The following is a 12,771-nucleotide window of genomic DNA, read 5'->3' as shown; positions in this document are numbered from 1 at the left end:
GCCGGGACGCGTCGGGCACTGCTCGCGCCGCCTGAGGCGGCCGGAGCCGTGAGGCCGAGGTCCCGGTCTCCGGGGCGCCGTACGTTCTGGAAAACGGCTCTGGCCGGAATCTGCTCTACGCTGGTCCGATGGGGAAGCAGCAGCGTGGCGAGGCGACCGTCGATCTGATCCTGGCCACGGCGCTGCGCGTGTACGCCGAGTCCGGCCAGCAGGGCTTCACGGTCAACGCCGTCACGAAGGCCGGCAAGGTCAGCCTCGGCAGTCTCTACCATCACTTCGGCAGCTTCGACGGCCTTGCCGCCGCGCTGTACATCCAGTGCATGGGCAAGCTGTTCGACGAGATGAACGAGGCTCTGCGGCGCAGCCGTACCGCCCGCACCGGTGTGCGCGCCGTCGTCCAGGCCTACCTCCGCTTCACCCAGGAACAGCGTGAGGCGGCTCTCTTCCTGCACGCCTCCGCCTATTCCGGCTCCCTGGCCCTGCACGCCGAGGAGATCAGGGCGGCCAAGGAGGTCATGACGGCGCCGATGAACGAGTGGCTGCGAGCCCGGATGGAGAAGGGTGAGGTCGCCCCCATGCCGGGGTCCGTGGTCGAGGTCCTCGTGATGGGGCCGGTCGCCGAGGCTGCCCGCCGCTGGCTCTCCAGTACGTACGACCTCGACCTCGCGGAGGCGGTGCGGCTGCTGCCGGACCGGATCTGGCGCTCGCTGCAGCCGGAGTGACTTCTCCAATGTAGAGGAAAATTCTAGAATCTTCTTCCATTTCTAAGCTCTCGTGGGCCACACTTGGGGCCATGAGTGACAGTCGGCGTGGAAGAAACGGCGACCAGCCGGGGCTGGCCTGGTTGTGCATCGCCTTGTGTTTCGGGGGTCCTCTGGCGCTGGCCGTCGTCTTTGACGACGCCTTCGACGGCTGGGCCTTCGGAATGTTCGTCGTCGCCTTGTTCCTGGGTGGCGCCCTGATCAACCACCTGGTGGGGGTCAGGCTCCGGTCCACCGCGATGACCAAGGCGTCGTGGGGTGCGGGCGTTGTGGTCGTGTCCCTCGGCATGGGAAACGTGGTGGGGCACTTGGGTGCCCCGCAATGGGGCCGTCTCACCTTCGGGGTGACGGCGGTCGGCCTGGTGGCGGCCCGCAATGCCTGGACGCGGCGTCACCCGTCCACCAGGGACAGCCCTTGACGGGCCGTGGTGGCAAGGGCCGGGCGGTCGGCTCCAGAAGGTCCTGCGGCCCCCTCCCGTGGACTTCGAGTCGCGCGGTACGAGTACCGCGGCCGACGTCGGCCCCGCGTGCGAGGAGCGCCGCGTCGCACCCTGCTCGACGAAGGGGCGTACGAGCCGCCCGTACTCCAGCAACGCCGAACGCACCGAGGCTCTCGCGGGCTTGCTGCCCGCCTGCGACTGTCACCGGTGCCGCACCGTGCTCGACGTGCAGCCGGCGGGCAGGCGCGTCAACAACCCTCCGGGCCGATTCGGGGACACCGTGCAACCGTTCATGGACGGCGACACGGGAGACTCTCCGTCCGCATTCCCGTGCCCGGGAACGGGAATGCGGAGGCTGTTGTTTCAGGAGGGGCGGGATTCGAGAAGGAGCGTTACCCGTACGGGCCAAGAAGTCCGACGGGCATTGCCTGAGGGGTGTAAACAATGCCACGCTCCCCGCGGATGGCAGGGCTTTCGGGCATTGCCGCTTCATCGGTTCGATTTCCTCGCGCGAGAGGTGGAAGACAATGGATGAGCCGCTTCAGGTGACACCGGTGAGTGTCTCGCCGAAATTGTTCGCCTACACCTACGACCTGGGGATCAACGGGGTCTTCACCCTGTCCTTCAGCGTTCCCCGTGTGACCCCGAGCAGCGTCGTCATGGTGTCGATGTGCGAATTGGGCGGACAGCCCGGCACTCCGTTCATCGGAGACGCGACGATGACGGTCCACAACGTCGCCCCCGACAACAATCAGGTGCACGTCCGGGGAGAAGTGAACTGGGACTCCACCCTCTCCGTCCGGATTTACTTCCTCGTTTCCTGAGCCGCGCGCACAGGCGGATGCCTTCGGGGCGTGGTCACAAGAAAAATCGACCGTGCCCGTGAGAGCAGCCGCCGTCGCCGTTCTCTTTACGTCGGCAGCCGGTCACCCTCCACAGGGGAGGGTGACCGGCTGCCGACGTATAAGGATCCGAGGCGCGTCCGCGACCGAGCCGGTGGCCTTCCCTGGCGGTGTCCGGGGCAGATGCCGTTCGGGCGAGGCCCCCCGCCCGCCCCCGGGCCGCCCGCTCCGGCCTGCCCCCGCTCCCGCCTGCCCCGGTCCGTGAGCGACCCGGCATCTCCCGTCGTGCCCCGCGTGCCCTGGGCCCCGGCCCCCGCCCCGGGTCCCGGCCCCGCCTCGGACCGGCCCCCGCCCCCGCGAGGTCCACCGCCCGGCCATGCGCCGGTTTCGGTCACGGGGCGAAGCGCCGGGACCCGTTCCCCGGTTCCACGCACCCGGCTGGTCACCACAGGACGAGTTGTCCACAGTCCATGGTTCAGACCATTTTGGCGATTTTTCAGCCACGTGAATTGACAGGGCGGCGGCCCTGCCCTGTCCTGACGGACAGTCTGGGGCAAGGTCCGGGCGTCATGCTGCTGGAGGCACCGGCCTCCGCCAGGAGGGGTGTCATGAGCAGTTCAGTACCGTCCGGAGCGCCCTGGGAGGACTTCGGGCGCGCCCTGAAGTCCTGGCGCCGTCGATCCGGCCTCACCCAGCGCCAGCTGGGCCAGATCGTGGGGTACCACCACAGTCAGATCAGCCGCCTCGAAGCGGGGCTGCGGGAGCCGCCGCCCGGCCTGGTCCACCGACTCGACACGGCACTCGGTGCGGGCGGCGCGCTGGCGACGCTCGCCGCCGCCGCCCACGACTCACCGCACGACCGACGGCGACTACCGGCCGAGACGGGCCTGTTCACCACACCGCCCGGCGCGGAACCGGGCGGCGGCGCGGCCGAGTGGGACGGCCTCCCGTGGCCCGCCGCGCTCCCGGCCGAAGGGCTCGTGTGCCCCCTCCACGGCAGCGCGGGCTGCGTCACCCCGGACCGTGCCGCCGCCCCGGAACTCCTCGCGCGGCTGGCGGCGGGCGAACCCCGCTTCGACGAACTGACCGCCATGGAACCGGAGGTGCTGCACGCCCTCACCGGATTCCTCGCCTGTGTGATCCGGGGCGCCCTGCAACTGACCTCCCTGGACGGCACGGCCACGACGGAACGGCTGCTGCGCGGGGTGATCCGCTGGGCCGACGCGGTCAACACGACCGGCCGCACCCCCCACGGTCAGCTGCGGATCGCCGCGCAGTACGCCCAGGTCGCGGGACGACTCCGGATGCGTCGTGGCCAGAGCAGCATCGGCATGGCCTGGTTCGGGCACGGGCTGCGCTGGGCGGACGCCGTCCACGACATACCGGCGCGCGCCACGCTGCTCAGCGACATCTGCGCCCTGGTCAGGCTGGACGACGACCCCGGCCCGACGCTCGGATACGCCGAGGCCATCGGAGCCGTCGACAGCCGACGACGCTGGATCTCCACCCTCTCCCACCTCTACCAGGCCCGGGGGTACGCGCTCCGCCAGGACGCCGCCGAGTGCCGCCGCCACATCGCCGCCGCCCGCCGGGCGTTCGACAGGCTCGGCCGGGACGACGACCTGGAGGCCCCCTGGCTCACCGGCGCCGAGGGGGAGATGCGGCTGGACTCGGCGATCGGCGGGGCGCTGCGCGACCTCGCGGCGGCCACCGGGGACCGTACGACCGCCCGGCGTGCCGTCGAAGCGGTCGCCCGCTCGCGGGCCCGGCTCTCGCCCCTCATGCGCGACACGCATCTGCTGCTCACCCTCAGGCTCGCCGACGGCTGGGCCTGCGCCGGTGACCCGGAGGCGGCGGTCGCGCTCGCCGCGCCGGTGCTCGACGTGGCGGCGGGCACCGACGAACTCCTCGTCCGCGCGGAGCTGGACGGACTGCACACCAGGCTCTCCCGGGACTGGACCGGTGTCCCCGAAGTCACCGGATACCGGGACCAGTTGGCCGATCTCGGAGTGCGGAGCGCGGTGCGCGGCTTGCCGGAATTTGCCAGCCGCGCACCGCACGTCCGGACGCGTTGACCCGGGCGCGGACGGATGTGAGGGTGCGGCCAGCCCGCCGACGCGACGCGTCGGACGTACGGGTGTTCCTCGACGGGAGCACCCGTAGCCGGATCGTTGCTTTGTCATAGCCACGACACCGGCCGGGTGGCTCATCACCTCTCACAAGGAGCCATGATGCTGAGAAAGATGGCGGTGGCCGGGATATCCCTGGTCGTGACACTCGGAGTGGTGGTGCCGGCCTCGGTCGCGACAGCCGCGCCGGTCGCCGCACCCCCCACGAGCAAGCCGCAACCGCCCTCCGCGGCGAGGGCCGTCGCCGCCGCCGACCTGGCGGCGCTCAGCGGTCTCGACGCGCTCGCCAAGGGCCCCGACGAGCAGTACGACCGGCACCAGGTCATCCCCTGGACCCAGGGCCTCTACGCCGTCGCCTACGAGCGCACCTACCGGGGCCTGCCCGTCGTGGGCGGCGACGCGGTGGTCCTCGCCGACGGAGAGGGCAAGGTCCGTTCGGTCCACTCCGCGACGGAGAACGCCGTCTCGGTACCCACCACCGCCAGGATCACCGCCGCCGCGGCCGAGCGGACCAGCCGCAAGCGCCTCGCCGAGGTCCGGAAGGCCGAGGCGCCGCGCCTCGTGGTCCGGGTCAAGGACGACCACGCCACCCTCGCCTGGGAGACGGTGCTCACCGGGCACACGGCCGAGGGCACGCCCAGCAAGCTGCACGTCTTCGTCGACGCCCGCGGCGGTGACGTCGTGGACTCCTACGACGACGTCCGGGCCGGGACCGGCCGCAGCGAGTGGAACGGGCCCAGCCCGCTCACCATCGACACCTCCCGCTCGGGCACCCAGTACGTCCTGCGCGACACCACCCGCCCCGGCCTCCAGTGCTCCGACTACAGCGGCGGCCTGTTCACCAAGGCCACCGACGACTGGGGCACGGGCAACGCCACCAGCCGCGAGACCGGCTGCGTCGACGTCATGTACGCGGCGCAGAAGCAGTCGGACATGCTCAAGGAGTGGCTCGGCCGCAACGGGCACAACGGCAACGGCGGCAGCTGGCCGACGCGCGTCGGCCTCAACGAGCTGAACGCCTACTGGGACGGCTCCACCATCACCATCGGCCACAACAGCGCGAACAAGTGGATCGCCGGCGTGGACGTCGTCGCCCACGAGTACGGCCACGGCCTGGACTCCAACACGCCCGGCGGCGCCAACAACGAGAGCGGACTCGGCGAGGCCACCGGCGACATCATGGGCGCGCTCACCGAGGCGTACGCCAACCAGCCCGCGCCGTTCGACACCCCCGACTACACCGTCGGCGAGATGATCAACCTCCAGGGCCGCGGCCCGATCCGCAACATGTACAACCCGGCCGCGCTCGGCGACCCGGCCTGTTACTCGGCGTCGATCCCCACCACCGAGGAGCACGCCGCCGCCGGTCCGCTCAACCACTGGTTCTACCTGCTGGCCGAAGGCTCGAACCCCGGCGGCGGCAAGCCCTCCAGCTCCACCTGCAACAACTCCACCATCACCGGGATCGGCGTCAAGGACGCGGGCCGGATCTTCTACGGCGCCATGCTGCTCAAGACCAGCGGCATGACCTACAAGCGGTACCGCACCGCCACCCTGACCGCCGCGAAGAACCTCGACCCGAGCTGCGGCCTCTTCACCACCACCAAGGCCGCCTGGGACGCCATCAGCGTGCCCGCGCAGACCGGCGACCCGGCCTGCGCCTCGCAGCAGACCGACTTCTCCCTGGCGCTGGCACCCGGCTCCGGCGACGTCCAGCCGGGCTCCTCCGCCACCGCCACGGTCAACACCACCACCGTGTCCGGCAGCGCCCAGCAGGTGGCCCTCACCGCCACCGGCGCGCCCACCGGGGCCACCGTCTCCTTCAGCCCGTCCACGGTCACCTCCGGCGGCTCCGCCACGATGACCGTCGCGACGACCTCCGGCACCGCCGCGGGCACCTACCCGATCACCGTCACGGGCCGCAGCGGAAGCAACTCCCACACCGCGCAGTACACCCTGCGGGTCGGCGGGGGCGGCACCCCGAACACCCCGCCGGACGTCGATGTGGCCGCCGTCCAGGCCCACCTGGCGCAGCTGTCCACCATCGCGTCGCAGAACGGCGGCAACCGCCGCTCCACCACGGCCGGCTACCGCTCGTCCCTCGCCTATGTGAAGGGCAAGCTCCAGGCCGCCGGTTACACGGTGACCGAGCAGACCTGCACCTCCGGCTGCACGGCCGGTGCGGGCAACAACCTGATCGCCGAATGGCCCAAGGGTGACGCGGCCAGCGTGTACATGTTCGGCGCCCACCTCGACGGCGTGTCCGCGGGCGCGGGCATCAACGACAACGGCTCCGGTTCCGCCGCGCTTCTGGAGGCGGCCCTCACCCTCGCGAAGACCGACCCGACCATGAAGAACCGGGTCCGCTTCGCCTGGTGGACCGACGAGGAGCAGGGCCTCAACGGCTCCTCCTTCTACGCCCGGACGCTCGCCACCACCGAGCGGTCCAGGATCAAGGCGTACTACAACTTCGACATGGTCGCCTCAGTCAACGGCGGCTACTTCATCAACAACCTCAACTCCTCCGCGTCCGCGCCGATGAAGGCCTACTGGGACTCCCTCGGCCTGGCTCCGCAGGAGAACGTCGAGGGCCAGGGCCGCTCCGACGACTACTCCTTCCAGCAGATCGGCATTCCCACCTCCGGCTACGCCACGGGCGCCTCGGCGACCAAGTCCTCCTCGGAGGCGGCCAAGTGGGGCGGCACCGCGGGCCGTGCGTACGACCCCTGCTACCACTCCGCCTGTGACACCACCGCCAACATCAACGCCACCGCCCTCAACCGCAGCGCGGACGGCATCGCCTACACCCTGTGGAAGACCGCCGTCGGGGAGACCTCGACCCCGGTGAACGACTTCTCCCTCTCCGCGTCGCCCGCCGCGGGCACGGTCGCCCCCGGCGCGTCCGCCACCGTCACCGTGTCGACGGCGACCACCAGTGGCAACGCCCAGAACGTCCAGCTGTCGGCCTCCGGCCTGCCGACCGGTGTGACCGTGTCGTTCAGCCCCGCCTCGGTGACCTCCGGGCAGTCCTCGACGGCCACCGTCGCGGTCGCCACCGGCACCGCCGCGGGGACGTACACCCTCACCCTCTCCGGTGCGGGTGAGGTCAGCCACCAGACCACGTACACCCTCACCGTCTCCGGCGGTGGAGGCGGCGAGACCACCTGGCGGCTCGGCGGCACCTACGCGGCCGGCGACATCGTCACCTACGACGGCGTCCGCTACCGGTGCCTCCAGGGCCACACGGCCTACCAGGGCTGGGAGCCCCCGAACGTCCCCGCCCTCTGGCAGCGTCTCTGACGGCCCGACAGGGCCTGCACGTCCGAGAGCCTGAGGGCTTGAGGACCTGACGGCCCGACCGGTCGCCGAGCGCGACCCCCACACCCCCGGCCCGTACCCGTGCGACACGGATACGGGCCGGGGGCCTTCGCGCGTGGGGTGAACCTCCAGGAGGAGCCCCGAAGCAGAAGCGGATGTTCCGTTTCCGGCCATGCGGTGGGGCGGGCGGCCCCGGAGCAGCGTGCCACGGGAACGCGCACGCCAGGGCGGAAGAATCGTTGCCCCCGGGCCGAGGAGCGCGAACGGCCGTGCGAGACGAACGAGGGACGGAGCGCCGCCCGGTGAGGAAGTGAGAGGACGAAACAGCAGGTCAGCGACCGATTACCCTCTTCAGCCGACGCCCTCGGCGGTGAAAGTGTGGGCACGAACCGGGCCGCCCGCCGTGAAGCCGGGCCGCCCTCCGGTCGCAGAAACAGAGGGGAACCACCATGTCAGCGCGTAAGACCCTGGCGATCATGACCGCCGTCGCGGCACTGATCGCAGGGCCCGTCCTGTCGGCCCAGGCGTCGACCACCGTTCCGACCGGCTCCGCCCACGCCGGGCAGACCCGCGCCGCCGGACTCACCGACCGGCAGGCCGCGGAGCTGCGGGACCGGGTCGACGCCGTCCTCGCGCAGGACCCGAGGGCCCGCCAGATCTCGGCGAACACCCTCACCACCGAGGGCGGTACGGTCACCGTCGCCGTGCCCGGCCGCTCCGAGACCCGCGACCTGGCCGCGCCCGCGGCGGCCCCGGCCTGCGCCGACGGCCACCTGTGCGTCCAGGACGGACGCGGCTACATCTACGACTACTACCGGTGCGGCTACTACGACTTCGACGGCATCGGCGACGGCACCTTCAACAACAACCAGACCCCCGGCACCCGCGCCCGCTTCTACAACCAGGACGGCAGCGAACGCTGGTCGAACGTCGCCAAGTCCACCGGCACCGCCTCCTGGAGCCCCGTCTACCACATCCGCCCCTGTTGACAGATCCGCTCCAGTCGGTCCTCCACGTCCCGCGTCCCGCCCCGCCTCCCGGGTCGGGGGCGGGACGTCGTGGCGGGACCCGCCCGACGCAGCCGAGCGCACGGGCCGTCACGCACGGCCCGGGGCCCCGTGAGAGGGTGGGCGTCATGGGTGGGGTGTCGGACGAAGAGCTCTCCCGGGAATTCCTGGCCGCGATGCGCGTCGGTGATCTCCGTGAGGGGACCGTGACAGAAGTGACCCGGCACGGTGTGGCGGTGACCCTGGACGGATTCGCCGCCCGCCCGCTGGGCTTGGTGGGGTCGCTGGACCTCTCCTGGGCCGGTTCCGCCCGAGCGGTGGCCCGTGTGGGGGAGCGGATCGCCGCGCGCGTGATCGGCGTCGACCTGGACCGGGGGCGCGTGTGGCTGGCGAGGACCGCCACGGAGAACCCCGAACTCTGGGCGTTCCTGGACTCGTTCCGCACCGACGACCTCCTCTCGGGACGGATCGCGTCGATCGAACGGTTCGGCGTCTTCGTGGCGCTGGACGAGGGCCCGAGCCACCCGGTCTTCCCCGGCGTCGGGCTCATCACCCTGCCCGAGCTGTCCTGGCGGCACTTCGAGGCCGCGACGGACGTCGTCCGGGTGGGGGAGCGCGTCACCTGCGCGTTTCTCGACTTCGACACCACGAACGGAGAGGCCAGACTGCCGCTGCGGGCCACACGACCCGACCCGTTCCAGACCTTCGCCGACAGTGCCTCGGTGGGCGACGTCCTACGGGGACGGGTCACCCGACTGGTCCCGTTCGGTGTTTTCGTCCATGTGGGCGACGGCACCGAGGGACTGATCGAGCGACGGAACGGCACGGGGCCGTCCGGAGGGGCTCCGGGGGAATCGGTGCGGGTCGGCGACGAGATCGCGGTCGTCGTCACCGAGATCGACCGCGAGCGGCGCAGGCTGTTCCTCTCCCGCCGACCCGCCTCCCCGCCCCCCGACTGACCTGAGACTGGTCCCGTCAGCCCGTCTCCTCGGTGGGTGCAGCGGGTCTTCGGCCGTGCCTTCCGTGAGGCGTACGGACCCGGTGCCACCGAGGTCCGCGCGCTGAACGCCGTTCGAAGTGGCCGGGTTCCGCCACGTGTCCGTGGACCGTCGTCCCGGGCCCGGCCCGCACGGGATGTCCCATAAGTGAGCCTACGGGCCGCTATGGTCTGCTGACCATGAGGACGAACGCCTTAGCTCTGACCGCCGCGTCGGCCGCGGCCGTACTGCTCGCGCTGCCCGCCCCGGTCCGCGCGGCCTCCCTCCCGGCCCAGGCCGCCACCCCCGCGACGTGCAAGGACGGCCGCAGCGACGCGCGGGGCCGCTCGTCGGTGGACGGCACCGAGATCGCCTGGGACGACGAGACCCGGTTCGACGACGCCCTGAGGACCGCCCACCGGCTCTGGTCGACGGGCTCGCTCACCCGGGTGAAGATCCGGCCGGACGACGCCACGACGTGGGCCGACCTCGTGTGGCGGGACGCCGACAGCACCTCGGGCGAGTGGAAGAACGTCTACGGGCGCTGGGCCGGGCGGAGCGGCACGGACACGATCGAACTCAACGTCGCCTATCTGGGGGAGGGGAGACCATTGGGCAGGGCGGAACACCGGCGGAGGGTCGCCGCGCACGAGATGGGCCATGCCCTCGGCTTCTGCCACAAACCGCTGTCCTACCGGTCCCTGATGTGGTCGGACTACGACGACCTGGCGGCGGACCGGATCGACGCACCGACTCCGCGGGACATCGGCAACTACCACGCGCTCTGGGGCAGGTCACGATGAACAGGACCATGGGAGTGCTCGTCGGCGGACTGACGGCCGCCGCGGTCACGGTGGGCAGCTGGATCGGCCTCCAGGAGTACACCGAGCCCCGTACCCGCCCCGAGGCGCTGCGCGGGTACGACGCGACGAACCCGGCGAGCACGGCCCCGCAGGCGGAGAACGTCTTCACCGGCATCGTGCGGGCGTTCGAGGAGCTGCGGGAGATCGAGGGCTGGGAGCAGGGCGTCTACCGGGTCGAGGTCGTCTCGGCGTTGCGCGGGAGCCTGCACGGCACGGTACGGGTGACGTACGCCCCGGAGGACGCGGGACCGGAGTGGCTGGAGACGGGCGGCACGTACGTGTTCGCGACCCACGCGTGGACGGACGTGGCCGGGGACGGGCACGCGCAGCTCTTCAAGGGGGAGATGCGGCCGGTGGACGCCGGACAGCTGTCGGCCTGGGAGGACGCGGTGGCCCTGCCACTGGTGGCCGACCGTGAGCCGTCCGGACGGCCGGGCCCCTGCTCGGGCCGGGACTGCTGAGGAGTACGGGCCGTCGGCGCGACGGACGGTCAGGAGACCTTCCTCAGGCCGCGGTCACGAACTCCGGGGCGCGCCCGGCGGGGGCGCCTTCGGCCGCTTCGGCCCACAGCCCCAGCAGACGCCGGTACTCGGCCGTGCGGCGCTCGCTGCGCGGCTCGTCCATCAGCTCCCTGATCCGGGCGTTGACCCAGGAGGCCGCGGGCGCGTGACGGGGGAGACCGACGATGGTGTGCATGGGAACACCGTACGGGCGGGGTCCGACAACCGCGCCGGGATTTCCGGCGCCCCCCGAGGGGGACCGGGGACGCGCGCGACGCCCCCGGTCCCCCTCGCCCCCGTCCCGTTCACCTCAGGGCCGCAGAACCCCGCCGCACGCCTACCCGGCGGCCCCGGACGGTGCCGTCGGCAGGTACCGGGGAGCGCGCCAGGCGCCGAGCCGCCGCTCCACCGCCGCGCCCAGCGACAGCAGGGCCGCGTCCTGCCGGTCCCCGGCCATCAGGAGGAGGCCGACCGGCAGTTCACCGACGAACCCGGCGGGTACGGACAGCGAGGGATATCCGGCGACGGCCGCCGGGGTGGACGACGGGATCACGTCGTTGTCGCCCCGGGCACAGTCGGTCGTCCAGGCGGGCGGGTTCGCCGGGGCGGCGAGGGCGTCCAGGCCGTGGGCGGCCATGGTCTCGTCGATGGACCTCCGGGACAGGTCCTTCAGCTCGGCGCGCATCGCCCGGTAGCCGGGATCGGTGGTCGGCGGCGCGGCCAGCGCCTGCTCGAACAGCTCCTGCCCGGCGAAGCACGACCGCTCGGCCGGGTGCGCCCGGTTGAACGCGATCAGACCGGCGAGATCACGCGGCCCGTGACGGGTGGCCAGATAGGCGTCGATGTCCCGGTGGAACTCGCTCAGCAGCGCCGGGAACTCCAGCGCGGCCAGCCTGTCCTGGTACGGCGGTGTCACCTCCACGACCTCGGCCCCCGCCGCCCGCAGCCGGGCCGCCGTCCGGGTCATCAGGGCGTCCACCCCGGCGCCGAGCGACGGCAGCCGCCACAGACCGATGCGCTTCCCGCGCAGGGCACCCGGACGGGCGGCCGCCGTGGTGCCGAAGGCGCCGTCGGGGCCCGCGTCGCCGTGGCCGCCGAGGACCGCGAGGGTGAGCGCGGTGTCGACGACGTTCCGCGCCATGGGGCCCGCCGTGTCCTGTTCGGCCGAGATGGGGACGACACCGGCGGGGCTGACCAGACCGAGACTGGGCTTGTGGCCGACGACCCCGTTCATCCCGGCGGGACACACGATGGAGCCGTCCGTCTCGGTGCCGATCGCCACCTGAGCCAGGGACGCGGCGAGCGCGGCGGCCGAACCCGACGACGAACCGCAGGGGTTGCGGTCCAGGACGTACGGATTGCGGGTCTGCCCGCCCACCGCCGACCAGCCCGATGTGGGCCTCGCCGCGCGGAAGTTGGCCCACTCGGACAGATTGGTCTTGCCGAGGACCACCGCACCGGCCGCGCGCAGCCTCCGGACCAGCTCCGCGTCCCGCTCCGGCGGACGTCCGGCCAGTGCCAGCGACCCGGCGGTCGTCGGCATGTCACGGGTGTCCACGTTGTCCTTCAGCAGGACGGGGATGCCGTCGAGAGGACCGAGGGTCTTCCCGAGGCGGTGCCGGACGTCACTGGCGGCAGCCTGGCGCAGGGCCGTCGGGCTGGTGCGCAGCACCGCGCCGATCCTCGGATCGACCGCCTCGATCCGCCGCAGGTACGCCAGCGTCAGCGCCGACGAGGTGAGGGACCCGCGTCCCATACGGGTCTGCAACTCGGGGATCGTCACCGTGTCCAGGTCCACTCCGCGCGGGAGCGCCGGACCGGCGGTGGAGGGCGAGGACACGGCGGCCACCGCCCGCTGCCCCGGCACATCCGCCGCCGGGAGGGGAGCGAGGGCCAGGGCCACGGTCAGCGCGGCGACGCTTCTCTTCATCATG

At 72.1% G+C, this 12,771-nt stretch carries 11 protein-coding genes and 1 pseudogene; 10 read left to right on the top strand and 2 right to left on the bottom strand.

The features are described 5' to 3' along the window. Positions 1–128: 128 nt before the first annotated feature. The 10 genes and pseudogenes from ACIRQY_RS18105 to ACIRQY_RS18060 all read left to right on the top strand — a co-directional run bounded on the left by ACIRQY_RS18105 (position 129) and on the right by ACIRQY_RS18060 (position 10,798). A complete protein-coding gene (locus ACIRQY_RS18105; RefSeq protein ID WP_403926674.1) occupies positions 129–722 on the top strand; it encodes a TetR/AcrR family transcriptional regulator in 594 nt (197 codons plus the stop codon). A 71-nt stretch (positions 723–793) separates the two neighbouring features. Beyond that, entirely contained in the window at positions 794–1,180 is a 387-nt protein-coding gene (locus tag ACIRQY_RS18100) for a hypothetical protein (RefSeq protein WP_403926671.1), read from the top strand. A gap of 99 nt (positions 1,181–1,279) precedes the next feature. After that, a pseudogene (locus ACIRQY_RS18095) lies at positions 1,280–1,472 on the top strand (IS481 family transposase); the annotation flags it as partial. A gap of 283 nt (positions 1,473–1,755) precedes the next feature. Continuing rightward, a complete protein-coding gene (locus tag ACIRQY_RS18090) occupies positions 1,756–2,025 on the top strand; it encodes a hypothetical protein (RefSeq protein WP_403926668.1) in 270 nt (89 codons plus the stop codon). A 626-nt stretch (positions 2,026–2,651) separates the two neighbouring features. Then, complete coding sequence (locus ACIRQY_RS18085) at positions 2,652–4,118, top strand: helix-turn-helix domain-containing protein (protein WP_403926665.1); 1,467 nt, start codon at positions 2,652–2,654, stop codon at positions 4,116–4,118. Between the two features lie 156 nt (positions 4,119–4,274). Continuing rightward, positions 4,275–7,472 (top strand): M28 family peptidase, encoded by a 3,198-nt coding sequence (locus tag ACIRQY_RS18080; RefSeq protein ID WP_403926943.1) that lies wholly within the window; start codon positions 4,275–4,277, stop codon positions 7,470–7,472. Positions 7,473–7,939: 467 nt separating this feature from the next. Beyond that, entirely contained in the window at positions 7,940–8,479 is a 540-nt protein-coding gene (locus tag ACIRQY_RS18075; protein ID WP_351795529.1) for a hypothetical protein, read from the top strand. A gap of 146 nt (positions 8,480–8,625) precedes the next feature. After that, positions 8,626–9,456, top strand: a complete 831-nt coding sequence (locus ACIRQY_RS18070) for a S1 RNA-binding domain-containing protein (protein ID WP_403926661.1) — start codon at positions 8,626–8,628, stop codon at positions 9,454–9,456. Between the two features lie 218 nt (positions 9,457–9,674). Continuing rightward, the gene (locus tag ACIRQY_RS18065; protein ID WP_351795523.1) at positions 9,675–10,277 is read left to right on the top strand and encodes a matrixin family metalloprotease; all 603 of its coding nucleotides are present in this window, start codon (positions 9,675–9,677) and stop codon (positions 10,275–10,277) included. Beyond that, complete coding sequence (locus ACIRQY_RS18060) at positions 10,274–10,798, top strand: hypothetical protein (protein WP_403926658.1); 525 nt, start codon at positions 10,274–10,276, stop codon at positions 10,796–10,798. Before ACIRQY_RS18065 ends, ACIRQY_RS18060 begins: the two co-directional genes overlap by 4 nt. A 43-nt stretch (positions 10,799–10,841) precedes the next feature. Here ACIRQY_RS18060 and ACIRQY_RS18055 read toward each other — a convergent pair whose 3' ends face one another. After that, positions 10,842–11,033 carry a hypothetical protein gene (locus ACIRQY_RS18055; RefSeq protein ID WP_403926655.1) on the bottom strand — a complete coding sequence of 64 codons (192 nt, stop codon included), beginning with the start codon at positions 11,031–11,033 and terminating at the stop codon, positions 10,842–10,844. Positions 11,034–11,174: 141 nt separating this feature from the next. Continuing rightward, the gene (locus ACIRQY_RS18050; protein ID WP_403926652.1) at positions 11,175–12,770 is read right to left on the bottom strand and encodes an amidase family protein; all 1,596 of its coding nucleotides are present in this window, start codon (positions 12,768–12,770) and stop codon (positions 11,175–11,177) included. Position 12,771: the final 1 nt, after the last annotated feature.

The sequence above is a fragment of the Streptomyces sp. NPDC101490 genome (genome assembly GCF_044767145.1).
Classification (GTDB): domain Bacteria; phylum Actinomycetota; class Actinomycetes; order Streptomycetales; family Streptomycetaceae; genus Streptomyces.
The sequence above is the reverse complement of the archived record's forward strand: the minus strand, read 5'-3'. Positions and strand labels throughout refer to the sequence as shown.